Here is a 26312-nt window from a genome sequence, read left to right as displayed (position 1 = left end):
ATGAAAGAGTTACGTATTTCACTGATCGCCCTTTCGCTTTCTGTGCTTTTTGCAACCGCTGCAGGGGCGCAGTGCGAGACCTGGAATGGTAAACCCTTTGAGGAAGAAGCAACAAATGCTCACGTACTTTACCGTGGAGTCGTTAAAGGCAAAACTGTAGCTGATCTTGAGGCATTGTCTGAAACAGAGTTCCAGATTGCCTATGAAAACTGGGAAAAGGCTTACAAACTGGCACCTGCAGCGGATGGTCAGCGCCCTTCTCACTTCTCCGATGGTATTGACTTGCTCAAAGTCAAATATAAAAAGACAACGGATGGAGAAGAAAAGAAAGCAATTGCTGAGCGCATCCTGAACCTTTATGACCAGCAGATTGAATGCTACAAGAACGAAGCGTTCCTGCTTGGACGTAAAGGCTTTGACATGTTTTATATGCCGGAATATGGCTTCCGCCAATCTACCTACGATGTACTGAAGGCTGCTGTGGAACAGGGCGGCAATGATGCAGAGTATATTCTTCTGGAACCTATGGGGCAAATCCTGGCTTATTTCTTCAAGTCAGGCAAGATTGAGCAGCCGGAAGCACAGGAAATGTACAGCAAACTGGAGGCGATTGCCGAGTATAACCAGGAAAACAATGATACCTACGGAGAGTACTACGCAGCCTCAAAAGCACGTATGGACAACGCCTTCAAGGAAGTAGAGGACCAGGTGTTTGACTGTGGCTATTTCAAGAAAAAGCTTATGCCACAGTATGAGGAGAACCCTACCGATCTGGAAGTCGTGAAGTACGTATACGTAAAGCTGCGTCAGCAAGGCTGTGATTCCACTGAGACTTTCATGCAGGACATGAAGTCCAACTACGAGCAGCTGGCTAAAGCTGTTAATGACTCGCTGGAGACGGCACGCCGGGAGCGCAATGCCTGCTACGATGCCACACAGCTGCAAAAAGAAGGCAACTATGATCAGGCACTGGCCCGGTACGAAGAATGCCTCAACTCTGACCAGGAAATGGACGATGAGGGCAAAGCCCAGATTTACTACAGTATCGCGTCTATCAAGCTGTACCGTAAGAATAATGCTGGTGGTGCACTTTCTGCCGCCCGCAAAGCGGCAAGCCTGACCGATGGCTGGGGTCGGCCTTACCTCCTAATTGGTGACTGCTACGCCAAACTGGGCCGTAATTGCGACGACTGGACCTCTCGCCTGGCGATCCTGGCAGCTATGGAAAAGTACCGCTATGCTAAGTCCGTGGACGGTGAGGTAGCTGATGACGCCGACAAGCGCCTGAGCCAGTACTACGGTGCTATGCCGGATAAGCAGGAAGGCTTCATGCGTAACGTTTCGGAAGGGCAGCAGGTGTCCGTAGGCTGCGGTATCGGCGAAACAGTTACTGTACGCTTTAAGGATTAATAAACACTCGCAAGAACCTAAGAGATAAAATGGCCCGGTACGCTAAGAAGTGTGCCGGACCATTTCATTTCAAGCGTGAGCCTGAATAATTGCCCCGTAAAAGATTCCCAAAATAAGAAGCCTATACCCTGACGAACTCCTCCTCCCAGTTGAAATTTCTCCAAGGCTGGCGTAACTTGACATTGGATCCACTCGTTTTTTTGCAAAACCGGCGCTCATGTATAGAAAAACGCTTTGCCTTTTTCACGCCCTTTTCCTTTTATCCAACCTATCCGCTCAAAAACACGACTACACCTGGTTGTTAATGCCCTTGGGCAGCCGGTATGACAATGTACCCTGGAGCCCGCAGGCGGTAATGCCACTTTCCGGCTGGGCAACTTGCCGGAAGGTTGGTATCAGTTGAGCATCCGGGCTGAAGGGAAGCATATTGCTTTGCCTTTAGTCATACAGCTATAGGGTTATCGCTACCACCCTAATGCGAAAAAGCCGGGCACCCTTTAGGCACCCGGCTTTCCAGAATAGTCAAACTTTTTTCAAATACCTTCAGTAGGACAGAAGCGCGATCGTGCACCTGAAGAAGACTTCGTAGAAGTCAAATGCTGCTATCCAGGTGACGCCAGGGAAGACCGACTTCGTAGAAGTCGCACGCTACACAGCGCTAGTGGCAGTCATTCCAAAGCGCGCGTAGTTCCTCCGGGCTTTCGACACTCACTACCGAGTCGTCTTCGGTCAGGGTCACTTCGATTGGGAAAACGAAGCCGGGGCGTTCACTTGCGGTTGGCGGGCCAGGGTTGTTCTCGCGCCAGTCCTGGAAAATTTGGCGAGCCGCCTGAGGACTATCCGCTTCAGCCGTTGTGCCATCCGGCAGTGCGATGGTCACCGGATAGTTGATGGTGAAGCAAGGGCCGAAGTTGCCAGGCGCACAGTCCTCACGCAATGCCATCAGTTCTTCCTGACTGTTTACCGTGACGAGGGAGTCGTTGGCAGACAGGGTCACCTGAATCGGGAAGCCAAGGGTAGGGCGCTCGTCGCTGTCCGGGTTGTTCACCTTCCATTGGCGCAGCAGTTGACGGAGTGCCAGCGGGCCTGCGGCTTCTGCCTCTGTGCCGTCCGGGTAGACGAGCGTAACCGGGAAGACCAAATCGTAGCAAGGGGTGTGGTCGTGCGGGCCATTCGGACCGTTGGGGCGACACTCCTGTATCAACGCACGGAACTCCTCCCCAGAGGTGATGGTCTGTACGGTTCCATCTTCCAGAGTGACGTCAAAGGGGTACTCAAACTGCGGGCGCTGAGTCGGGCGGCCATTAACCTGAATCCATGCCCGGATCGCCTGACGGATGGCGATGCGGCTATCGACAGCAGCAGTGGTGCCATCTTCAAAAACAAGGGTAACGGGGAAAACCAGCTGGAAACAGCCGTTGGAGCCCAGGTGGCCGGCTTCTTCCATTTGCATGAAAGCTTCCTGCGTTTCAATTTCGCCGAAGCTGTCGGTCGTAGCTTCTTTATCGCAGGCTACAAAAAGGGTCGCAGCGAAAAAGAGCAGTGCGGTGATTTTCAAAATTCGGGATGTCATAAGTTTGATATTTGGTGATGTATTGTTTTCGATGTCTTACACCCCAATAAGGCAGGACTTCCTCCTGCTGTACTCATGCCGGTAATAATTTTTTTGATTTTTTGTTTGGGGCTAGCCTCTTCCAAAAAAAAACGCCCGGCAGAGCTACCTCCACCGGGCGTAATTGCATATCTGGCTTGCCCGCCTCTTAAAAAGGGCCGGGCGTTCCGTTATTAGTCCAGGTCAAACTTAATACCCTGTGCCAACGGCACCTCTGTGCTGTAGTTAATGGTATTGGTCTGACGGCGCATGTAGGCCTTCCAGGCATCGGAGCCACTTTCGCGGCCACCGCCGGTTTCCTTTTCGCCACCGAAAGCGCCACCGATTTCCGCACCGCTTGTACCGATGTTGACGTTGGCAATACCACAGTCAGAACCGGCATGGGAAAGGAAACGCTCTGCTTCCCGCAGGTTATTGGTCATAATGGCCGATGACAAGCCCTGCGGTACCTCATTGTGGTAAGCAATCGCCTCATCCATATCCTTGTACCTGATGAGGTAGAGGATAGGGGCGAAGGTCTCGGTATGCACTGTTTTGTAGTCGTGCTCCGCCTCTACAATGCAAGGCTTCACATAGCAGCCGCTTTCATATCCGGGGCCTTCGAGTACGCCACCTTCCACGAGGAGTTTACCGCCTTCTTTCTGAACCGTTTCGATCGCATTCAGGTAGTTCTGCACAGCATCCTTATCAATCAGCGGGCCCACGTGGTTGTTTTCATCCAATGGGTTGCCGATGCGCAGTTGCCCGTAGGCTTTGGTCATTTTCTCCTTCACCTCGTCAAAGAGGCTCTCGTGTACAATCAGGCGGCGGGTGGAGGTACAACGCTGCCCGGCTGTGCCTACCGCGCCGAAGAGGGCACCGGTGAGGACAACGTTGGTGTCAGCGCTTGGCGTAACGATGATGGCGTTATTGCCACCCAGCTCCAGGATGGTTTTGCCCAGACGGCTGCCCACTTCCGCCGCCACAATTTTACCCATACGGGTGCTGCCGGTCGCCGAAATGAGGGGTACGCGATGGTCTTTGGTCATAAACTCGCCCACCTTGTAGTCACCATTGATGATGCAGCTTACGCCCTCGGGCACGTTGTTCTCCTTCAGCACGTCGCGCAGCAGGTTTTGGCAGGCTACGGAGCATAGGGGAGACTTTTCAGAAGCTTTCCAAACCGTCACATCACCACAGATGAGTGCGATCATGGAATTCCAGGACCATACCGCTACCGGGAAGTTGAAGGCTGAAATAATACCCACAATACCCAGCGGGTGGTACTGCTCGTACATGCGGTGGCTCGGGCGCTCAGAGTGCATCGTCAGGCCATACAGCTGACGGGACTGCCCTACGGCAAAGTCACAGATGTCGATCATCTCCTGTACTTCTCCCCAGCCTTCCTGCAGGCTTTTGCCCATTTCGTAGGAAACAAGGCGGCCGAGTGCGTCTTTATGCTCGCGCAGTTTCAGCCCATACTGCCGTACCACCTCGCCCCGGGCCGGAGCAGGCATCATACGCCAGGTTTTGAAGGCTTCCTGAGCCGTAGCCATTACTTGTTCGTACTCCTCGCGGGTGGTTTGGCTCACCTTGCCGATGAGCTTGCCATCCACGGGAGAGTAGGACTCAATGTACTGACCGGAGTCCATCGAGTTTTGACCGGTGCTGGTACCGGCGTTTTCAGTATGCAGTCCAAGTTCTTGGAGGAATTTGGTATCCATAGGTATAATTTGGTTTTTATCTTATTCTTCAATCTGCTTTTGCGCCAGGTACAACTCATCAAGCTGCTCTGTGTGCACCGGAGCGGGGGCATCGATCATCATATCGCGGCCCATGTTATTTTTGGGGAAAGCGATGAAGTCCCGGATAGAACTCTGCCCGTTCATCACGGCGCACAGGCGGTCAAAACCGAAGGCAATGCCACCGTGGGGCGGCGCACCGTATTCGAAGGCGCCCATAAGGAAGCCAAACTGCGCTTCTGCCTCTTCGTCTGTGAAGCCGAGAAGTTTAAAGTTGCGCTCCTGCAGCTTCCGGTCGTGGATACGGATGGAGCCTCCGCCAATTTCTGACCCATTGATGACCAGGTCATAAGCATCGGCGCGCAGGGCCTTCATGGTCTCATGGTCTCCATCCAGCATGCGTGCCACATCCTCCTTCTTCGGAGAAGTGAAGGGGTGGTGCATGGCGTAGAAGCGTTCGGTTTCTTCATCCCATTCCAGGAGGGGGAAGTCGACTACCCAAAGCGGTTTGAAGTCGCCCTCCTTCATCAGGCCGAGGCGGCGGCCCATCTCCAGGCGGAGTTCGTTGAGCTGCTTGCGGGTTTTGTCAGTTTCGCCGGCCAGGACGAGCATCAGATCGCCAGGCTTGGCACCCATTTTGTCCGCCCAGACTTTGAGGTCTTCGGCGGAGAAAAATTTATCTACAGAAGACTTGAAAGTACCATCTTCATTGTACTTGACGTAAACCAGCCCCTTTGCGCCGATCTGCGGGCGCTGCATCCACTTTGTAAGCTCGTCTACCTGCTTGCGGGAGTACTCGGCGCAGCCTTCAGCCACGATGCCCACGATCAGCTCAACGCTGTCAAAAACCTTGAAGCCTTTATTTTGCGCTACGTCATTCAGTTCTGTGAATTCCATGCCGAAGCGCAAGTCCGGTTTGTCAGAACCAAAGCGGGTCATCGCCTCGTCGTAGGACATGCGTGGGAATTCAGGCAGTTCAATACCCTTAAGGGTTTTAAAAAGGTGGCGGGTCAGTCCTTCGAAGGTGTTGAGCACCTGCTCCTGGGTTACAAAAGCCATTTCGCAGTCAATCTGCGTAAACTCCGGCTGCCGGTCGGCACGCAGGTCCTCATCCCGGAAGCACTTCACAATCTGGAAGTACTTATCAAAACCGGAGACCATCAGGATTTGCTTGAAGGTCTGCGGGCTCTGCGGCAGCGCATAGAACTGCCCGGGGTTCATACGGGAAGGCACGACAAAGTCGCGTGCCCCCTCCGGCGTACTCTTGATGAGGAATGGTGTCTCAATTTCGAGGAAGCCCTCATCCGACAGGTGCTTGCGGGTCTCAATCGCCAGGCGGCTGCGGAACATAATATTTTCCTGTACGGGCCCGCGGCGCAGGTCGAGGTAGCGGTACTTCATACGCAGGTCATCGCCCCCGTCGCTTTCGGCCTCAATGGTAAAGGGAGGCACCTTTGACGCATTCAGAATGGTCAGTTCGGTGACTTCAATCTCCACTTCACCCGTTGGGATCTTATCGTTTTTGGAAGTCCGCTCTGCTACTTTGCCCTTGGCTTGCAGCACGAATTCGCGGCCTACTTCCCGGGCTTTTGCCAGCAATTCAGGAGAAGAGATATCTTCATTGAACAGCAGTTGCGTCACGCCATAGCGGTCGCGCAGGTCAATGAAAACCATATAGCCTTTGTCGCGCACGGTTTGCGCCCACCCGCTAAGGGTCACTTCCTGGCCAACATGGGATATGCGGAGCTCTCCGCAGGTATGAGTACGGTACATGCGTTGTTTGTTTTGAGTTCAGGGATGCTTAAGCAGTGTGACGGAAATTTCTTCTCCGTCGCTAAGAAGCCACAAAAGTAGGGAATTTGCGGGGGCTGTCCTATTGGAAATTATAGTATTCTGGTGATTTTGTGGCGGTAGTAAGAGGGTATATTCCTTTTAAGGGCCCTTGTGGTATTTGGACAAAGACCATGTATCGGAAGTCAGGATTTCACGAAAAAATTATATATTTGAAAATCATTGAACAACCCCGGTAAACATGCGATATCTACCCTCCCTCAGGCCCGCAGTCTTTATAGTGCTCTGTGGCCTGCTTGCTTTCCCACTTTTCGGTCAAGTCAAAAAAGGGCGCAAGTACATCAACGCTAAAGCCTACGACGAGGCAGCAGCAGCTTTTGAGCGACATCTTTCTCATGCTAAGTGGGGCGCTGCTGCTCATTTGGAAATGGGCCATCTGCTGACTTTAGAGGAGACGATTTCCCTGTCTGACATCCAGTCTGCGCTGAGTTATATCAGTGCTGCCGATTCTATCTATCAATCGCTTCCTTCCAAAAAACAGCGCAAACAACGTAAGCTCGGCGTGAGCCCAAATACCCTCAGGCGTGCGCAGTCGGATATGGTTAAATTGGCTATGGGTTTGCTAAAGGAGCAAGGTGAAATTCTGGCATACGATCAGTTTATGGATGAGGTGCCGCCCCTGTCCCGCTTCAATCAACGCCGGGCAGAAGGTGTCCGGAGCTTTATTGTAAATGCAGAAATGGAACGTCTTAATTCATTATCTTACAAAACCCTCACAGCTTTGGTTAACCGGCATGGGGACCTACTGCGCAAAAATCATCTGGGCTTTGAAAACCGTATCAAAGGTCAGTTGCTCCGGTCTTTCCTCAAAGCCTATGAATTGGGAGATTTGAAAAAAATGGCAGAAGACCATCCCAGCCATTGGATTGCCGCTGAGTGCTATCTTGATGCCTTTGTAGAGGCTGCTAAATCACCCGGTATTGGGGCTTTACTCGATTTTCTGAATGATTACCCGCTCTCTATGATTAATGATTTTGCATCAGAGGCGGTGGCTCGTCAGCTGTCCGGTATTGATCAAAGCGCGTTGACGGAGGTACAGGCCGCCCGCCTTCAGGAGGTCCGTAGTTTTACCAAAGTCAATAATCAGATGCGATGGGGCCTTGCGCCCGATGACATAGACGGACTCATTGAAGTCATCAACCGCGGGGCACCGGCACAGCGTACCTACGTGCTGATGCAACGGGTGGTGGAGCAATTGCGCCGTGATAAGGCATGGGCGTCCGCGATCCGCCTCATCAGCGCCTGTGGCCCTCAGTTCCCGGATGAGCGCCCGCCCGGCTGCCGGGCTAATTTTGTATACTATACCACCAAAGAGCGCTGGGTGGAAGATGCAACCGCTATACTGAGCCGGCCTGCAGATAGCCTGCACCTTTACCCAATCGACGAGCTGAATACCGGCCGCAATGAACGTTCACCAGTGATTGATGTATCGGGTGAAGTCCTGTACTATTCCAGCCCTGATGCTGAAATGGGCACTGAAATCCTGGAGTCCACCTACGACTATGAATCTGGAAAATGGCAGCAGCCTAAAGTAGTTGCCTCTCTGTCCACGGAGCAGAATGAAGCACCATTGTCCATCACTGCCGATGGGAACACCATGCTGCTTTTCCGCAACGGTAAGCTATTCACCAGCCGCCGTTCAATTGATGGCTGGAGCCCCGCTGATTCCCTGAAGAGCGAGGTGAATGCCTTTCCCTGGCTGGGCAGGGCCGTGCTGTCACCGGATGGGAATGCGCTCATCTTTGCTGCCTCCAAAGAGGCCCTGGAGAATCTGTACCGCCCCTCGGATATTGACATCTTCGTCGCCTTAAGGCAAAAAGACGGGCGGTTCGGGCATCCTTTTCCCATCGGTCCTGCTATCAATACCGATGAACAGGAGCGTTCCCCCTTCCTGCATGCTGATGGGAAGACTTTCTACTTCAGCTCCAGCGGGCACGGTGGCCTTGGCGAAACTGATGTCTTTATGTGCCGCCGGCTGGATGACACCTGGCGCAACTGGACGGAGCCTGTCAATTTGGGAAAAGAAATTAATTCCATTTACCACGACTGGGGGTACAATCTTTCGTTAAGCCCTTCCGGAAGTATTGGCTATCTCTCCTCCGATGATTTGGGGTGGAGTTACCATAGTGACCTCTACGCTACGGGCATTCCGGAAGCTGCACGACCCCAGCGTCAGAAGACAGTAATCGGAGCAGTGACTAGCGAATATCCTATTACCAGTGATACCAAAATCGTTATTCGGGATGCCAAATCGAACGCGGTGATTGCCGAGGTGTCTGCTCAGCCTAATGGCCGGTTCCAGTATGTGCTGCCGGATTCTGTGGCACAGGTGAAGTTTGAGGTGAACCGTCCGGGCATTTTCCCCAAGTCTGCAGTTGCTGAACTACCCGCAGGCAAAGAGGTGGTCCGGTTAAATGACACGATGGATGTCGTGACCCTCAAGGCTATGGTACAGGAGGGCAAAGCGGCACCCATAGAAGTTTATTTCCCTACAAATGGTGCACAATTGGATTCTACCTCCTATTTCAACCTTCAGCAATTGTTTGAATTGGTGAAGGACCGTACTTGGGTACTGGAAATATCCGGTCATACTGATCAGGAAGGGGCAGAGCCTTACAACCTGCGCCTTTCAAAAGAGCGGGCGGAGTCGGTGTCCAGCCATTTGCGGAATCTTGGACTGCCTGAAGAACGCCTAAGACCAGTCGGGAGAGGCTCTGGTATGCCGGTGGCGAAAAACGATACGGAAGCCGGGCGGGCTAAAAACCGCCGGGTGGAGATTCGCCTGTTGCTTCCGGATGATAAAGATTAGACTGTGTTGGGGGAGTTACTTCCCCCGGCTTGTTCCTGTTCGCAGCACGCCCATCTGTTGATGAGGCGGGTAAATGATGGAGAAGTCTTGCTGATGCACTAGTTGCCCGGACTGAATAAGCTTTCCCTGAAAGACAATGGTGTGGCTATTGTCCTCACAGTGAAAGTCAGTTACCGGGCGGAAGTTTTCGAGGTATTGTACCTCTGCCAGTTTCGGGTTGTCAGCCAGTTGCCCGCTGCATGGCACTTGCGGGCGGTCTGTTATTGCAGGCTGCTGCTTCGCCGGGTAACTTACCAGGGCTACCTCCCCGATTTCCTGATCTGTCAACGGATCGCCAGGCATAAAAGAGTAACGCGCTGGCACGAAACCTTCTTTAAGGATGTAAATAAAGGTCTCCCGGTTCGGTACTCCCCTGAATTCCGTATTTAATGTGCCCCCGTGCCCTAGCTGGCAAGAATGGAAATCGTGGTTTTTGTTGAATTTGGAGATTAGTTCACGCTCTTGAGTGATATAGACCTGAGCGCCGGCAGGGTTGCCATAGATGCCATCAAACTTTGCGATGATGACATACGAAGTATCTCCCGGATTGAGGGCAGAGAACACAATCCAGGCGGCCAGAAGAAGGGCTGTAACTGTGAGCAGTGATTTTTTCGGAGTCATTGGGACGTTCAGTTTTGCATGGAGGTTTTTAGGTGATGCGGCATAAGATACTGGAAATCAAATGTAATGTCAATAAAAGAACGCAGTTTTAGTGCGGGAAGGGCTCGTCCTCCACATTTTTAACATTTGTCAGGTTGAAATGCTGAATATTTTTCTCGGTATGAGGGTTATCTGGCACGGATACCTGATGGTAATACTGCCTGATGTAACCTGCTTTTTCAATCGTTAGGTTGACGGTTGCCTGAGTTTTCGGGATGTTGATACAAATACGAAAATAGCCACTGGTATTGGATTGATCTGTCCACTCCGAATTGCCTTCAATGAAAACCATAGCATTTTCAACAGCAGTACCTTCATAGGTGTCAAGCACATATCCATCGATGCATACCTCATGGAAGTTGCGCCTGCGGTCTTTAGTATCCTGAATCCAATCATAAACGATGTATCCGCCCATTAGGAAAAAGATGAGCCCAATCGCTCCGAAGATAAGAGTTGCGGAATACCCTACGAGTCGCTTGCGCAATTCCGCTTTGAGCTCTTCCAAAAAGGGCTTTGATGGTTCTGCTGCCTCCGGCGGGTCCGGTTTCAGCCAGCCCAGACGTTGGAAAAAATGGCGGAGCTTGCTCATTGATTGGTTTGCTTTACGCTATAAAAACGGAACTGACCGTGGTTTAGTTCCGGAGCAGGCTCCACCGTGCTGTGCCTCTATTCTGCCAAAAGCAGCTTTTGTGTTTTAGGCGGCTGCCCGGGTTCAAAGACCGCTATGACAACAGCGGTATGCCTGATGGCCCAGCTGCCCAACTTAAGTTGCAGCACCTGCTGGCCGCGCAGGTTTTGTCGCATCAGTTCTTGCCCAAGCAGGCTGTAGGCCACCACCTCTGCTTCCGGTAAGGGGTTTGACAAGACCAAGGTAGCCTGATGGCGGGCCGGATTAGGGAAAACTTCAATGCTCAGCTCCTGAAGTTGCTGCTCAATAGCGGGCCAGTCGGGCAATTGGATTTGGTTTTTTGGGGTTCCCCTGCCTGCTTCGGGCGTACCCTGGAAGGCAACGGGCAATTGCAGGGCAGGGCCTACTTCCCAACTGGAGTTACTATTGGCGCATATGGTCCGTACCCGCCACTGTATAAGGTCACCTCCGGGGAAGCCTTCAAAAGTGTAGCTGTTGCCGGAGAGGGTCTGCTGCCCGACTCCTGTGCTCTGGCTCAAATACTGCAGCTTGTAAGCTACGGCTCCGGGTACAGGAGCCCAGGAAACCGTCCCTGAGGTGGGGGAGAGGGCGGTGCTGCTCAGGTTGCCGGGGGCATCGCAGAGCTCATCGAGGTCACAGATGCCGTTGTTGTTATTGTCAATCAGGGTCCCTGTACATGTACAGTCAGCAGTGTAGACATCATTCTGTGTGCAGTTGTCAAAGTCATTGCAAGACGTACCAATGATGTTGTCGTCGGTACCCGGGCACTGGTCATCCGCATCGCAAATGCCGTCCTGGTCCGCATCGGGACAACCGTCGGCAGCAGTCGTGAACGCCGGGCCAGGCGTATTTGGGGAATTAACGCCATCGCATTTTGCCCGGATTTGCCAAAAGTGTAGTGTTTCCGGTGAAAGACCGGTTAAAGTGTGTGTATTTGAGGGGACAGAAAGCACAAAGCCGCCCTGTCCGTTCGGTGCATAGCCCAGGCGGTATTCCACCGCACCAATTACGGCTTCCCAGGATAGGGTTGCCTGGTTGGGCCCTACATTAGAGACAGCGAGGTTTTCGGGCGCGCCGCATTCGGGCTCCTCTAAGTCGCATTCTCCATTGAAGTTTTCGTCCAGTAATGCACCGAGGCAGTCGCAGTCGCTGCTATAGGTGTCATTGATGGTACAGGGGTCGCCGTCATCGCAGGGTTGGCCGATGAGGGTGTCGTCAAAATCCGGGCAGTTATCCTCTGCATCACAAATGCCATCTCCATCGGCATCGGGGCAGTCATCTGACAGCGTTTCAAACGCCGGCCCATTTTCAAAAGCGGATTGCCCGGTCAGGCAGATCGACCGTACCCGCCAATCTATTGTAGCGCTTCCCGGCAGGTTGTTGAGCGTAAAGCTGTTGCTGGCAGACAGGGCATTATTAGCAGGGCCGCCATTGACGCGGTAACGGATCAGGTACTCTTCTGCCGCCCCCACCTCTGTCCAGGATAGCTCTGCTGTGTTTGAAGTGATATTGCTAACTTGCAGGTCGACAGGTTTTGTGCACTCATTTAGATCGCAAACGCCGTTGTTGTCCTCATCAATCAGTTCGCCCGCACAGTTGCAATTTGCATCGTAGACGTCATTTTGCGTGCAATCATCACCGTCGTCACAGGCTTGCCCGATGAGTGCGTTTACAATGGAAATCGAAGTGGTACAGGAACTACTGAGCCCGGACTGGTCAGTGACGGTTAGGGTAACATCGGCGGCCCCAACATCTGCACAGGTAAACATAGCAGGGGACACAGAAAGTACCTGAATGCCACATGCGTCAAAGGAGCCGTTATCAATATCAGCAGCATGGAGTGTAGTGGGTGTGGCACCGGCAGGGTCAATCTCCAATGCAAAAGTATTGGAAGGGATACAAATCGCCTCAGGAGGTGTGTCATCCACAACGGTCACCGTAGCAACACAATTGGCAAAATTGTCGTAGGTTTCATCTCTCACGGTCAGAATTACGGTGTTGAATCCGATGTCATTACAGGTTAGTCCGGCAGGGGAGGCTTCGAAGTATGCGATGCCGCAATTATCCGTTGATCCGGCGTCCAGGCTACTGCCATCAAGAACGGCCTGGCCATTTGCATCTACAGCAACAGTGATGTCCTGGCAAAGTGCGGTAGGAGGAGTAATGTCGTTAAGGGATACGGTAGTCCAGCAGGTTGCCGAATTGCCAGATTCATCTTCCACCGTAAGCAGTACATTCTGTGATGTCCCATCCTCACACGAGAAGGTCGTACGGTCGAGATAACGGAGGGTAATGCCGCAATTATCAAAGGAGCCATCGTCTACATCTGTGGCTTCGAGTGTCGCCTGCCCGCTGATGTCCAGGGTGAGCGGTATCAGGTCCTGGCACAGGGCTACAGGAGGCAATTCGTCCACTACGGTAACACTCGCAGTACAGTTGTCTGTATTGTTGCTGCCATCGGTCACAGTGAGGATGACGTCCTGTGCTCCCAGGCCGGCACAGTCGAAGTTGTTTTTGCTTGCTGCAATTTGAAGGGTACTGCAGTTGTCCGTAGAGCCGCCGTCAATGGCGAAAGTAGGGAGCGTGCCCTGTCCGTTCTCATCCAGGCTAACGGTGGCAGGGGTGCAAACAGCCTGTGGAGGGATCAGGTCCTGTACCGTTACGGTAGCCATACAGCTACCCGAACCGGAATGAGGGCTGCCATCACTGACGAACAGCATAATAGGCACATCCCCAAGATCCGCACAGTCAAAACTACTCTGACTGGCTTCAAAAGTCAGGTTGTCGGAACAGTTATCCGCAGAGCCATCATCGGCTTGCTGAGGCATAAAGCTGCCGTTGCCCGATGCATCCAACTGAACGGCAATATCCTGACAGACAGCTGTTGGCGCCACCTGATCCTGAACAGTAACGGTAGCCATGCAGGTACTCTGATTGTCCGAATCATCAGTCACAGTCAGCGTAACCATCACCTCCGTATCGGCACAATCAAAGGTTGCCATATCTACGGTGAAGCCAAGGTCGGAGGTACAGGCATCAGTAGACCCATTGTCTAAATCGGAAGGGCTAATGGTGGCGTTGCCTGTGGCATCTGTGGAAATGATAATATCCTGGCAAACCGCTTCGGGAGGCGTTTCGTCCAGGATGGTTACGTTCGCCGCACAGGTGCTTTCGTCTCCGTCTAAGTCGGTGACAGTTAATACCACCGGGTTGTCGCTGCCGATGTGGGAGCAGTCGAATGAGCTTTGATCGAGGGAAAGGCTGGCGATGCCGTCTAAGGCAATGGTGCCTTCCTCCACCTGTGCGGGGGTGATTTCTACCGTACCGTCATTTCCCAGTGGTACTGTCGGGTCAGTACAGCCGGCCTGCAGGCCACCGCAGGGGTCTACGGTAATCGTGCCGGCAACCGTCAGGTCGGTACAGCCCCAAAGCGGAATAGCATAATTGAATATCCCTGTTTCCGTAGGTGCTCCATAGATCGTTAGCTGGTCGTCGCTCCAAACGGCACTTACCCCATCGGGCAGCCCAAACATACCGGTTACCAGGTTGGCGGTTTCGGTAAGGCCAGTCACTCCAGTGGTACTATAGGAGACTTCAATGATTTCCTCCAGCGCGCAAGCAGATTGGGTATCGGAGCCAGCTGTTAAGGTAGCAGTGCAGGAGGGGATGACGTAGCCGGTTAGCGTAGGAAGCTCATTACAAAAATCCGGACCATTACCGTTCAGTATCCATCCATCGGTTGGTGGCCATTCCGTCTGATTGGGATTGGAGTAAAATAAGCCACTACCATCAGCAAATAGGATATGCCAGCCATTGATGTTGAGCAGATGATCTTTGAGCAAAAGCAGCAACTGGTTTTCATGGGTGAAGATGGTAACTCCAGTCGCGAGTGTCAAATCCTCGTCATAGGTGTACACCCCATCAATGGCATAGCCTACCGTGCTACAGTTCGTTCCGGAAATGGTCACGGTGGGAAGTGGCGGATTGGTGGAGGCGGTATTGAAAATCCCAAGATCCCCGATGCCATCTGCCAACGTGCCATCAGAAACGATCGAAATATTATCCCCATCAAATGTAGCCGAGTTGAGCTGCCCCTCTGCGTTAGACCAGTAGAGGAGTTGGGCGGTTACGTCGAGCTCAATTTCGATAATATCTGATGCTTCATCCACAATGGTTTCCAGCCCTGAGCCATCGAGGTTGGCGCGAAGGATGTTGCCCGCATCGGTGAAGTACATTTTTTGATTGGTGGCATCAAGAGCAATAGCTCTGCCATAATTGCTGTTTGGAGGGAGCGTAAGGGGAGAGGACGCCCAATCCATAAGGACCTGTGCATCAATACCGTTGACTTTCGAGGTCAGAATGGCCGCATTAGTGGTCCAGTAAAGGTCTCCGTTGGCAGGGTCTACAGCAATTTCGTCAAATGGGAAAGCACCTAAATTATTTAGCGGAGAATCAGGGCTAGCAGCAATGATGGTATCTACCTTGCCCTGCCCGACATAGTTGGCGAGGTCTAATTTGAAAATATACTGGGTATTTTGAATATTTGACGTCCAGTACAATTCCTGAGCAGCAGCATCAATGGCCATACCCTTAATGTTTAAAGGGAAACCCGGGTTGAACCAGTAGTTGCCGTAGTTATTGAAATCTTCGCTGCAGCATATCCATGAATACACCAAGCCAGAATTGGAATAGGATTGGACCGGAGAACCATCCAGGTTTGATTTTAGAATGGAGGCGCCATTGGTACTGTAAATGAAACTTTCCTCCCCATCAATAACGACTGCTTTGGTGCCGGAGGCCCCATCGTTCGCCACACTGTCCCAGCCCTCTCCTTCTGTAGGAGCAACCGGTGAGCGTACAATTCGAAGGCGGTCCGTTTGGGGACCAAAGGATCTGGAAAACCAAAATAGGATACCATTCGATGCCCTAATATGTAGCCCGCCCTTAGCCTCAAATCCGGATCCCCGGAAGGTAATGGGATTGGTGCCATCAAGAGCGGCGCGCATGATGCCGCCGCTTGTATCGGTCCAGAATAACTGGTTGTTCACCAGATCGAGGGCCATGCCTCCAAGTAAGAAGGAACCGGGAACCAGCGTTGTAAGGTTACTCCCATCCGTATCGCAGCGAATAATCCCGGCTCCTCCGAAAAGGTACACCTGGCTTTGGCCGGGGTCGAACTCGATTGTTCTGTGAAATCCGGGCACACTCACAAACGTTGCTGCGGCAGAGGCGATGTCAATACTAAAAAAACCATTTGAAAGGGTTAACACAAAAAGCTGCTGATTCACCAGGTCAATCGCAAAATTGCCTAACAGGTCATTAGTATTCGGACTTTCGAAGAAGACCTGAGGGTTGCTGCCATCGAGCGCACTTTTCATGACGGTGTTGCCTTCGCTCCAATACAATGTATTGTTAGGACCGTCCACCGCCAGCCCTCTTATGAGACTGGAGCCAGCAGGCTGCGCCAGTATTTCAACGGCACTGGCATTCGTCCAGTCCAGGCGTATTATACGTTCAAGGTCTACAAAGTACAGCGCGTTGCTTACTTCGTCAAACGTAACCTGAGCGGGGCCGCTGGGGCTCACAAATTCAAAGTCCAGGACATCAGGGGTGCCATTAGTCGGGGAAATGGAACTCAGGGAAGAGCTGTTATCCGCCCAGTAAAGGGTGGAGGGAGCCTGAGCCGACAGCCAGGAAACGGGGAAAAGAAAAGCTAGCAAAAACAGGATATTTGTGCACTTCATGATACCAGGGTTTTCAGGTCATTATTTCAAAAATCAAAATTAGAGGACTGAATTTTGTGTGCATATCCCCTCTGCAGGGTATTTTTACCCGCTAACTCAAGCCCCGGTGAAGCATATTATTTTTTTCACACCACTGCTCCTGATTGTCTCCAATGTATTGTTGGGGCAGGACACCCTTCGGCTTACTCCGGGTTTCAGGCAGATAGAACTGCTTGAGTGGGGACAGCTCTATCGCACGCCCGATACGGAGCTTGGGGTGGAGGGACTGAAGCACCTTCCTGATCATGGGTGGAGCAGTCTTTCGAGCACCGATGGTGCTTTTTTCGCTGGGAAAGACTTGTTGTGGGTCAAAGTGTACATTCGCAATTCAGGAGCAACTCCTCTTCCATTGCTGGTACAGAGCAAGGAAGTACGTACCAACCGGATAGCCTTTTTCTGGGCCCCGGCTGAGAGCCCTCCGCTTGCTTCGCCCCTAATGGGAGATTATTTGCCATTCGGGAACCGCATGATCGGCCATCCTACCTACCTTTTCCCCATCACCCTTGAGGCATCGCAGGAAGGTGTTTTGTACATCTGTTATGACAAAAGGGAAGAAACCATTACCATTCAGCCCCAGTTGTGGGAGCCTGCTGCCTTTGAAGAGGGCGACCGGAAGAGCCGCTTTTTGATGGTCCTTTTCCTTGGCGCGCTTACTTGTCTGGTTGTAGTAATGGCCGTGTTGGGGCTGATCGCCCGGCAGGGGCTGCTGCTGAGCTTCGCCTTGTACATCACCTCGGGCCTGCTGATGGTATTTGTCATCACAGGCTACGGTGCGATGTACCTGTGGCCCAACCACCCTTACTGGAACGGGCTGGGGTATTTGTTCCTGATCTTCTTTCATGTAAGCTTGCTGGAAATGGCCAGGTTATATCTGGGTTTACGGGACGGTGCACCCCTCTTGCACCGTTTGTTTCAGTTGGCGCAGGTGGCGCTCTTACTGGTTTTCATGCCTGGAGTACTGAGCTATCCGGTTTTAGGAGGGTTTTTGAAGATATGGCTGGGGCGCAGTGGGTTACTGTTGTTGCTGCTGATCAACCTTGGGATCACCATAGCGTGCATAGGCACCTACCGCCGTGAGGGCAGGGGAGGCGCTTTGCTTTTTCTGTTGGCGTTTATGTTTTCGCTTATCGCGCTGGCTCTTTTTGAAATCGAGCAGTTAGGGTCGCTCAATACTCCCTGGAGCATGGAGCTGACGCTTTTGTTCATGCTTCTGGATCTGCTTACACTAGGGGGCTTGTTCGGGCATTACCTTAGGCGTACATTTATTCAGAATACGCAGCTTAGTGAGGCGCTGTCCCGTTCTCAGCTTAAGGCCGCCAACGCGCTGCTGTTGGGGCAATATAAAGAGCGCAAGCGCCTGTCGCAGGAGCTGCACGATGGCATTAGTATCCAACTGGCGTTACTAAAAATGCGGCTGTCAGGTGAGCCTTCTGGCCAGCTTACGCAAGTGGAGCCTGTTTTAGAAGATCTGACACGAATATCCGAGAACATCCGAAACTTCACCCACGCTATTTCTCCTGCACTGCTTGAAGAAGAAGGGCTCATCATGGCCATTGAAGCCCTGACCGGGCAGGTGGCTGATCAGGCAGGGCTTGAGGTAAGCACGCAATTGCCGGAAGCGGAACAGGTCCGGACCCTAAGCCGGCTACAGTATTACTCCGTCTTTTTGGTGGTCCAGGAACTGCTAAGCAATACACTCAAACACGCGGGGGCAACTCGGATCCGCCTCTCTCTGGAATTCACCGATGCGTGTACCCTGCACTACTGCGATGATGGCAAGGGCTTGTCAGTGGACGAGGTGAATATGGGGCTTGGGCTGGCACACATCAAAGACCGGGCGGCATTGCTCGGCGGAACCTTTGACTACTACCCGGCAGATTCCGGTGGGGGTTGCTTCCGGTTTGTATTCCCTGTATCTATTGTATCATGAAGCAGGCGGATCAGTTCCGCTGCAGAATGAACATCCAGCTTTCTGAATAGATTTTTTCGATGGGTTTGCACAGTATGCAGGCTAATGAACAAGCGGTCTGCGATCTCCTGACTACTCAGGCCCTGCAGAATAGCTTTGGCTACCTCTTGCTCCCGGGAAGTCAGGTTGCTGAGCCGGGTGAAAGTATCCTGAAAGATTGGGTCCTGGGGCCGCCCCGGCATTTGGATGTGCGGGCTGAGGTATAACTCGCCCCGAAGCAGGGTTTTAAAGGCCTGCAGCAGTTCGGCTTTAGTGGTGTCCTTCAGAAGGTAGCCATCAACACCTTGGTTGAGGGCTCTACGTACTACGCCCGGGGCATGGTAGGAAGAGAAGGCCAGGATTTTGATCCCAGGTTGCCGAAGCCGGATATGATCCACCCATTTCAGGCTGCTTTTTCCACGGATATTCAAGTCCAGCATCAAAAGGTCAGCGGTCTGGGCAAGGGCTTGTTCAAGTTCTTCAGCGCTGCCGGCACAACTTTGGATGGTAAACGCTTCTTCGCCTTCGAGCAACTGTTTAAGCCCCTCGTGAATAAGCGGGTGATCGTCAAAAATGATAATACGGTAAAGTGGGCGCACTTGAGTAGACAAGACTGGTTCTACCTTAAAGGTAGCCAACTAAATGGAGAAAAAAAAGTCCCCCACCTGCCGTTTGCAGATGGAGGACTCTGAGCCTGCTTAGCAGAGGCTACTGTCCATTATACAGCAGCCGCTTGGTCATCGGGGCCCGGCCATCCTGTTCAACTGTAATGAAGAGCACGCCCGCCGGGATATTCAGTGCCCGCAGGTCGATGTTGAGCTGCGAATGAGCGGCGGTCGCCTGATAAAGGACTTGCCCTACCGCACTGCGGATGAGGACCGCACCCGGACGCCCATCCCAATCCTTTAGTGCGAGCGTAAAGTTGCCGGAAGTCGGGTTTGGGAAGAGTTCGAAGCCGGTCTCTGCAGCACGGGTCCGTGTAGGATCGCTTAAGGTAACCGCCGGGCCCACTACAAATCCGGAATTCTCGTTGTCGCAAAGTGCCCGTACCCGCCATTGTACGGTAGAAGCAGGGGGCAGCCCGTTTGCCACATACGTATTGCCCGGGATATCCAGAGAAACGGGATTGCCGCCAATCGGCCGGAACTGTAAACGGTAGGCATTCGCAGCCGGCACCGCATCCCATGAGAACTGGGCAGTGGTATTGGAGAAGGCTACTGCATTGAGGTTGACCGGATCTGTACAGGCTTCGTTGAGGTCGCAGATGTTATTATTGTTGGTGTCAATCAGGGTTCCTGTGCAGTTGCAATCGTTGCCGTAAGTATCATTCTCTGTGCAGTCGTCCCCGTCGTCACAGGCTGTGCCGATGAGGTTGTCATCAAAGGCAGGGCATTGATCGTCTGCATTGCAGATACCATCGTTATCGTCATCCGGGCATGCACCGGACAAGGTGGTGAATGTCTCCACAGAAGACCATGGAGCATTTTCTCCGCTGCAAAGTGCCCGCACCCGCCAAAGGTAGGTGGTGCCTGCATCAAGCCCGGCAACTATTGAGCTACTGCTGCCGACATTTATGCTGACGAGGTTGCTTAAAGGGGCCCCCTGTTCCAGGTATTGTAACTCGTAGGTGCCTGCGGCAGGGACAACACTCCAGCTCAGGAGTGCACTGCTGTTGGTGAGATCGCTGGCCTGCAGGTTGAGAGGAGTGGTGCAGCCGGCTTCGTCCAAATCGCAAATGTCGTTATTGTTCGCATCAATGAGCGTGCCAGCGCAATTACAATCGTTGCTGTAAGTATCATTTTCAGTACAGTCGTCCCCATCATCACAAGCTGTACCGATAAGGTTGTCATCGAAGCCCGGGCATTGGTCATCAGCATCGCAAATGCCATCGTCATCGCTATCAGGGCATGCATTTGCCTGTGTGATAAATGACGTGCCTGTGATGTAAGCGGAGTTGCCGTTATTGCACTCGGTGCGCACCTGCCACTGATGGTTGATGTCCGGCGTGAGCCCGGTAAGCGTTATACTATTTGATGCGGAAGTCAGAGTGGTTAAACTGCCACCATCAGGCAGGTAGCGGATACGGTAGAGATTCGCATTGGGCTGTGGTGCCCATGAAAGCGTAGCACTTGTAGCCGTAATATTCGATACAGCAAGGTTGACGGGGTCGTCACAGCTCTGTATGCAGGGGGCGCAATCGGGCCCACCGCAATCGATGCCGGTTTCTGCACCATTCTGAATGCCATCATTGCAGGTCGGACAGGCAGGGCAGTCAGGCCCGCCACAGTCTATACCGGTCTCCGCTCCGTTTTGGATGCCATCATCGCAAGTGGCCGCAGGCGCATCGGTACAGAAGTCAGTGCTTTCTGAGCTGCCAAATCCACCACCGGAGGCAATCACCGCCCCATCGCTATCGGTCAGGGTGTAGGAGCCGTTGCCATACTGACAGCATATGCCATCGCCATAAGTGTCGTTGATGGTGAAGGTATAGTTGCCTCCACTCAGGTTGATATTTTCGGTCACCGTGGCGCCATCGGGCAGGTTGCCGTAGTTGCCTCCGGACGCGACGATGGAATTGGAAGCATTGGTGATGGACCAGGAAGTCTCTTCCGGATAGTTGTCAAGCGTTATGGACAGCGTCAGGCCAGCGGTATTGCAGGGGCAGGCATCGCAGAAGGAGCCTCCGCAGTCCACGCCCTCTTCGTCCCCGTTCTGAACGCCATCATCGCAGGTAGGTGGTATGACTGGTCCGCAGACGGATGAGTTGAGCAGGCTTGCGCGGAAGCCGCCCGGCTCAAACAGAGCGCGCATCCGGGCTTTCTGGCCGAGCGTAAACAAATTCATACAGCCATCATCGGAATAGTCCATGTAGTTCTGAAACATATCAGGCAGGTCGCCGGCACCTTCATTACAGCTGTTGGGGCCGGGGTAATTACAGGCACCACCGGTGTAATTGGGGCCACCAGCCCGGGGCGTATCTCCCACCTGATCGTCTACATTACAGTTTCCATCGCCCCAGATGTGGCGGAGGTTGAGGTAGTGGCCGACTTCATGTGTGGCAGTACGGCCCAGGTCGAAGGGGGCAGTAGCTGTACCAATTGTACCAAAGTACTGATAGTCCACAACGATACCATCAGTGCTTGCCGGGCCACCGGGGAACTGCGCGTATCCCAAAATACCGCCACTAATGTCGCATACCCAGACGTTCATGTACTGATCAGCGGGCCAGGCATCTTTGCCACCACTGCTGGAAAATTTTACAGTGTTGTTAGTACCAAATGAGGAATTGGAAGTTTGTGTCCGCGTGACGCCATCTGTCGGGTTGCCTTGCGGGTCTACCGTTGCCAGGCAGAATTCAATTTCTGAATCTGCAGCCACCGGCTGGAAGTCACCGGGGGTATCAGAAGCGTCAGGATTGAGCCGGCGGAAGTCCTCGTTCAGTACATCAATCTGGCTTTGAATCTGCGCCATACTGATGTTTTCGCTTTGGTTGTTGTACACCACATGCACCACCACTGGTATGGTAATGGTCCCGTTGACAGACCTCAGCCCGGGCTGTGCCAGCATCCGGTTGGTATGTTTTTCAATTTGCTGTCTGTTTTCTTCGAATTTGGGATAGGTTTCCTGCTGTAGCTCCATGTATTCGGTGGCGCCGCAATTGCGCTGGGCTTGTACGCCCAGGGCGAAAAATAACAAGGCGAAGAGCGGTAGAAGTCTTTTTTTCATGCTTATCTGTTTTTGTGTTTTGAAGTTGCTGAACGTATCTATTGCCAATAATGGCTATTTGTTCAGAGGTTACACAAAAATCGTAGCATTTCAACAGGAGCAGCAGCCTGTAGTGGACATTGTGTTATCGTATGTCGCCTGGCAAACTTTTGTAGGAGCCCCGGCCAATTGGGAAATAGGATGTATTTAATTCCCGCACGGGATAGGTCTTGAAAGGCGTAATGAAAACCGTGTCTTGCTCAAGGGGTTCTTCAAAGGCTTTCATATCCGGGTGGACGAGCAGGGTGCGCACGTTTTGCCCCTCGGTCCGGGCGTTGGAAATCAGCAGGCTTTCGTAAGGGATACCCCAGGACATCAGCAGGGTGTCCATTGGCGCTTCTGCTTCTGTGCGGTAGAACCGGTTGCCGGATTCGGGGGCAGCTACGGCTTGTTCCACCCATCGCCAGCGGGCTTCAAAGGGTTGGTGGTGGATAGCGATGGTGCCAAGGCGCAGGGCAAGGATACCTCCAAGGAGATAAGCCAGCTTGCGCCCTTTGAGCAGCGGGGCGACCTCAAAAAGGAAAGGCACTCCGACAAAAATACTTAGGGCCATATAGTTCACCTCTACGTAAAAGCGGTGTTCGGACTCCGGCGAGCCAATGTGCAATAACATAAGGTAGCCAAAGCAGGTCAGCCATATCAGCCCGAGCTTGAGCCAGTGGCGGCGGTACAGGTAAAAACCGGTAACCACCAACAGTAAAACGGGGAATCCATACCAGATGGTGAGGGCGTTATAAAGGAATTTGCTGTGTGCCGGAAAGTCAAAGTAGTTCGGGAAGTAGGCGGTCAGGTTGTCCGAAAAGGAGCTGTACTTGGCATTGTCGTACCAGTTGGCGGAAAGCCAGGATTTTACACCCTGCACGACTGCCATAAATCCGGCCAGTGCCCAGTAAGCCCAACCGTTGATTTTTGCACGAAAGTGCAGCCCGAAGTACGCCCACAGGAAGTAAAAGGAGATAAAGATCAGCGGGTGATAATAAGCCAGCGCCACGACCGAAAATGCGCTCAATGCCCACATCCAGGGCTTATCCTGCCGGGGGTAGCGCAGCCAGTAGGCAAAAAAGACCAGCACCGCGCCCAGTCCCTGCTGTTGCTCAGAAGTGGCCCAGTAAAAGGCATCGTACACGATGAGGGTGTAGAGTAGTACGATGGCCCAGCCCAGAAAGTCGTTGCGAAGCACCCGTACCGTTATGGTGTAGAAACCCAGGAATAACAGCGGGAAAGAAATGGAATATAAAAAAGAAATCACCTCCACCGGAGCCCCCAGTTTGATGGCACTCAGTGGCAGTAACTGCACCAGGGCCGACCCAAACCGGTTGACCATGACCTGCACCGTGCCGTCGTTGATCATCAGGAAGGTCTGAAAGGCAATATCCAGCATCCACGCCCGCTCCCTGTAAAACAGGGCTGCGAGTACCAAAAGACCGAACATGCCAAGGTACCCCAGCCGGCGGGGCGTCGCAGATTCAAACTGAAAAAAGGTAGGCTGCTGCATGCGGCAAATATAATGCCTTTTGTGTGACGATTGCCTGTTCAGGCGTCTACAGCACTGAACAAACTTGTCAAACTACCCGACAAGAAGTATCTTACTCCGCAAAGTACACACCCAATGAGCACCAACGCCCGCAAATTCGGCACTGCCCCTGTATTCTTCACGGCCATCTCCACTATTCTCGGTGCAGTCATGTTTTTGCGCTTTGGTTTTGCAGTGGGGCAGGTGGGGCTGCTGGGTACGATCGCTATTATCCTCATCGGGCACGCCGTGACCATACCTACGGCTATGGCGATTGCCGAGATTGCGACCAACCAAAAAGTAGAGGGTGGGGGAGAGTACTACATCATCTCCCGTTCTTTTGGCCTGGTGATCGGTTCGTCTATCGGTATCGCTTTATACTTTTCTCAGGGCATTAGCGTGGCGTTCTACATCATCGCTTTCGCAGAAGCTTTCACCCCTTTGTTTGAATACCTTAGGGAAACCTATCACTTTTCGCCTGCGGTGGAGTGGCTGCTGGATAAGAAACAGACTGTCAGTATTCCGGCACTGATTCTGCTGACTATTGTGGTGCTTTCAAAAGGTGCCGATCTGGGGGTGAAGATGCTATATTTTGTGGTCGCTACGCTAGGCATCGCGCTGATTGCGTTCTTTGCCGGGCAAACCGAATATGGTAAAACCACACCACTCGACCCGTTTGCCAATGTGCAGTCTTATCAGGAGGTAGAGGTCAATCCGGTACAGCCGGCGATTGATTCTGCCACGTTGCCTTTCCAGTTGGATACAGCTGTGAGCTCCGCCCCGGCAAATCCCAATGTGCCGGAGTTGAGAGCGGCCCCGGCCGAGCCGCCCGCGCAGGAGGAGAATATCCCACCTATTGTCGCACTGAGCTTCTTTTCCGTTTTCGCTATTATTTTCCCGGCATTTACCGGTATGACGGCAGGAGTGGGGCTTTCCGGCGACCTGCAGAATCCGGGGCGTTCCATTCCTTTAGGTACGCTTGCGGGGACGCTGACGGGCATGGTGGTCTACGTTTTTATTGCCTACAAGCTGGCGGTATCTGCCAGCCCCGAGCAACTGGCGGACACTAGCCGGCTGGTAATGGGCGAAATTGCCTGGCAGGGCTGGTGGCTGGTTCCCGTCGGCCTGGCAGCAGCTACGATTTCCTCGGCTATCGGGTCTATTCTGGTGGCCCCGCGTACCTTACAGGCCATTGCCCGAGATCAGCTCATCCCTTCCAAGTTTGTGAATTTCTGGCTGTCACGGGGGAGGGGGAAGAATGATGAACCTTTCAATGCTACTGTGGTGACTGTAGTGGTGGCTTTTGTCTTCATCATGATGGGCGGGCTGGATGCCGTGGCGGAGATCATCTCCATGTTTTTTATGGTGACTTATGGTTCCCTGTGTCTGATTTCCTTCCTGCAGCACTTTGCTGCTGACCCATCCTACCGCCCTACGTTCCGGTCCCGCTGGTACATTTCTCTGTTTGGGGCCATTGCCTGTTTTGGACTGATGTTTTTCATGAATGCGGGTTATGCCATCATGGCACTGCTGTTCATGGTGGGCATTTACCTGCTGGTCAGCCGCTTCAATCCGGACAAGAAAAATATTGCGATTATTTTCCAGGGGGTGATTTTCCAGATCAGCCGGCAGTTGCAGGTGTTTTTGCAGAAAGCCGACAAGGAGCAGACCGGTAGCTGGCGCCCATCTGCCGTTTGTATTTCTGAGCACTCCTTTGACCGGCTTGCGGCCTTTGATATGCTCCGGTGGATTGCACAGCGTTATGGTTTCGGAACCTATATCCACAAAATTAACGGCTACCTGTCCCGCAGCACCTATCAGGAGGCGAGCGCCTCAAAGGCCCGCCTGATCAAAATGGCAGAGGCCACCGACAGCAATATTTATATTGATACCCTGACGAGCCCGTCCTATACCTCGGCGGTGGCGCAGGTCATTCAGCTACCTGGCATTTCCGGTACGGATAATAACCTGCTGCTCGTGGAATTCAGCAAAGTGAAACCCGATAACCTGGAGGACATCGTGGATAACTTCAAGCTCATCAAATCGGTGGACTTTGATTTGGTCATTCTTGGAAGTTCGGAACGGGGCTACGGGCTAAAGCAAGGCATTCACATCTGGATTACGTCTAACGACTATGAGAATGCCAACCTGATGATACTGCTGGGCTACATCATCCTGGGGCACCGGGAGTGGAGCCGTGGGCAGATCAAGATATTTGCCCTCTATCCGGAAGACAACGTCGAGGCAGAGCGTGAACGCCTGTCTACCCTGATTGAAGCCGGGCAACTGCCGATTTCCAGGCATAACATCGAGGTCATTCCGCGCAAGCCGGACATCGATCCCAAGACGATCATCTCCGAAAAATCTAAGGATGCCGATCTCACCATCATTGGTTTCCGGGACGGGCCGGTGAAGCATCAGGGTGCAGAGTTGTTTAAAGGGTACGAGGAGATTGGGAATACGCTCTTTGTCAATGCGGCCGCTCAAATCCGGATAAAGTAAGAGGTACAATTCCCTGTGTGCATAAAGCGTTTAATGACTCAGAATTAAAA

13 protein-coding genes are annotated in these 26312 nt (G+C 52.7%); 4 read left to right on the top strand and 9 right to left on the bottom strand.

Annotation, left to right across the window (positions count from 1 at the left end; translation table 11 throughout):
- Nucleotides 1–1410, top strand: a complete 1410-nt coding sequence (locus tag IX84_RS03420; protein ID WP_044216548.1) for a hypothetical protein — start codon at nt 1–3, stop codon at nt 1408–1410.
- A 658-nt stretch (nt 1411–2068) separates the two neighbouring features.
- Here the strand turns inward: IX84_RS03420 and IX84_RS03415 are convergent.
- The 3 genes from IX84_RS03415 to aspS all read right to left on the bottom strand — a co-directional run bounded on the left by IX84_RS03415 (nt 2069) and on the right by aspS (nt 6516).
- On the bottom strand, nt 2069–2983 hold the full coding sequence (locus IX84_RS03415; RefSeq protein WP_044216543.1) for a hypothetical protein: 915 nt from the start codon (nt 2981–2983) through the stop codon (nt 2069–2071).
- Nucleotides 2984–3195: 212 nt separating this feature from the next.
- Nucleotides 3196–4725 (bottom strand): L-piperidine-6-carboxylate dehydrogenase, encoded by a 1530-nt coding sequence (amaB, locus tag IX84_RS03410; protein WP_044216539.1) that lies wholly within the window; start codon nt 4723–4725, stop codon nt 3196–3198.
- Nucleotides 4726–4746: 21 nt separating this feature from the next.
- Nucleotides 4747–6516: an aspartate--tRNA ligase gene (gene aspS, locus IX84_RS03405; protein WP_044216537.1), complete on the bottom strand. Its 1770-nt coding sequence runs from the start codon at nt 6514–6516 to the stop codon at nt 4747–4749.
- Nucleotides 6517–6775: 259 nt separating this feature from the next.
- On the opposite strand from aspS, the gene IX84_RS03400 reads away from it, so the two are divergent.
- Nucleotides 6776–9403, top strand: coding sequence for an OmpA family protein (locus IX84_RS03400; RefSeq protein ID WP_044216535.1), 2628 nt, complete (start codon nt 6776–6778; stop codon nt 9401–9403).
- Nucleotides 9404–9418: 15 nt separating this feature from the next.
- Here IX84_RS03400 and IX84_RS03395 read toward each other — a convergent pair whose 3' ends face one another.
- The 3 genes from IX84_RS03395 to IX84_RS03385 form a co-directional block, all read right to left on the bottom strand.
- Nucleotides 9419–10063, bottom strand: coding sequence for a hypothetical protein (locus IX84_RS03395; protein ID WP_044216534.1), 645 nt, complete (start codon nt 10061–10063; stop codon nt 9419–9421).
- Between the two features lie 88 nt (nt 10064–10151).
- Entirely contained in the window at nt 10152–10691 is a 540-nt protein-coding gene (locus tag IX84_RS03390) for a peptidase associated/transthyretin-like domain-containing protein (protein ID WP_044216533.1), read from the bottom strand.
- 77 nt (nt 10692–10768) lie between these two features.
- Nucleotides 10769–16495 carry a fibronectin type III domain-containing protein gene (locus IX84_RS03385; RefSeq protein WP_044216532.1) on the bottom strand — a complete coding sequence of 1909 codons (5727 nt, stop codon included), beginning with the start codon at nt 16493–16495 and terminating at the stop codon, nt 10769–10771.
- Between the two features lie 106 nt (nt 16496–16601).
- On the opposite strand from IX84_RS03385, the gene IX84_RS03380 reads away from it, so the two are divergent.
- Nucleotides 16602–18464, top strand: coding sequence for a sensor histidine kinase (locus IX84_RS03380; protein ID WP_160213644.1), 1863 nt, complete (start codon nt 16602–16604; stop codon nt 18462–18464).
- Here the strand turns inward: IX84_RS03380 and IX84_RS31985 are convergent.
- The 3 genes from IX84_RS31985 to IX84_RS03360 form a co-directional block, all read right to left on the bottom strand.
- Complete coding sequence (locus IX84_RS31985) at nt 18401–19093, bottom strand: LuxR C-terminal-related transcriptional regulator (protein WP_160213642.1); 693 nt, start codon at nt 19091–19093, stop codon at nt 18401–18403. The two genes, IX84_RS03380 and IX84_RS31985, sit on opposite strands and share 64 nt — an antisense overlap.
- 97 nt (nt 19094–19190) lie before the next feature.
- Nucleotides 19191–22208, bottom strand: a complete 3018-nt coding sequence (locus tag IX84_RS32795) for a fibronectin type III domain-containing protein (RefSeq protein WP_052515733.1) — start codon at nt 22206–22208, stop codon at nt 19191–19193.
- 124 nt (nt 22209–22332) lie between these two features.
- Entirely contained in the window at nt 22333–23742 is a 1410-nt protein-coding gene (locus IX84_RS03360; protein WP_044216524.1) for a hypothetical protein, read from the bottom strand.
- 114 nt (nt 23743–23856) lie between these two features.
- Between IX84_RS03360 and IX84_RS03355 the strand changes: the two genes are divergently transcribed.
- Nucleotides 23857–26262, top strand: a complete 2406-nt coding sequence (locus tag IX84_RS03355; protein ID WP_044216522.1) for an APC family permease — start codon at nt 23857–23859, stop codon at nt 26260–26262.
- The last annotated feature ends 50 nt before the right edge of the window (nt 26263–26312 follow it).

The sequence above is a fragment of the Phaeodactylibacter xiamenensis genome, from assembly GCF_000759025.1.
GTDB classification, from domain to species: domain Bacteria; phylum Bacteroidota; class Bacteroidia; order Chitinophagales; family Saprospiraceae; genus Phaeodactylibacter; species Phaeodactylibacter xiamenensis.
This window is presented reverse-complemented; position numbering and strand designations above follow the sequence as displayed.

Coding starts and splice junctions, on each gene's coding strand:
- IX84_RS03420 (WP_044216548.1), top strand. CDS start 1: ATGAAAGAGTTACGTATTTCACTGATCGCCCTTTCGCTTTCTGTGCTT.
- IX84_RS03415 (WP_044216543.1), bottom strand. CDS start 2,983: ATGACATCCCGAATTTTGAAAATCACCGCACTGCTCTTTTTCGCTGCG.
- amaB (WP_044216539.1), bottom strand. CDS start 4,725: ATGGATACCAAATTCCTCCAAGAACTTGGACTGCATACTGAAAACGCC.
- aspS (WP_044216537.1), bottom strand. CDS start 6,516: ATGTACCGTACTCATACCTGCGGAGAGCTCCGCATATCCCATGTTGGC.
- IX84_RS03400 (WP_044216535.1), top strand. CDS start 6,776: ATGCGATATCTACCCTCCCTCAGGCCCGCAGTCTTTATAGTGCTCTGT.
- IX84_RS03395 (WP_044216534.1), bottom strand. CDS start 10,063: ATGACTCCGAAAAAATCACTGCTCACAGTTACAGCCCTTCTTCTGGCC.
- IX84_RS03390 (WP_044216533.1), bottom strand. CDS start 10,691: ATGAGCAAGCTCCGCCATTTTTTCCAACGTCTGGGCTGGCTGAAACCG.
- IX84_RS03385 (WP_044216532.1), bottom strand. CDS start 16,495: ATGAAGTGCACAAATATCCTGTTTTTGCTAGCTTTTCTTTTCCCCGTT.
- IX84_RS32795 (WP_052515733.1), bottom strand. CDS start 22,208: ATGAAAAAAAGACTTCTACCGCTCTTCGCCTTGTTATTTTTCGCCCTG.
- IX84_RS03360 (WP_044216524.1), bottom strand. CDS start 23,742: ATGCAGCAGCCTACCTTTTTTCAGTTTGAATCTGCGACGCCCCGCCGG.
- IX84_RS03355 (WP_044216522.1), top strand. CDS start 23,857: ATGAGCACCAACGCCCGCAAATTCGGCACTGCCCCTGTATTCTTCACG.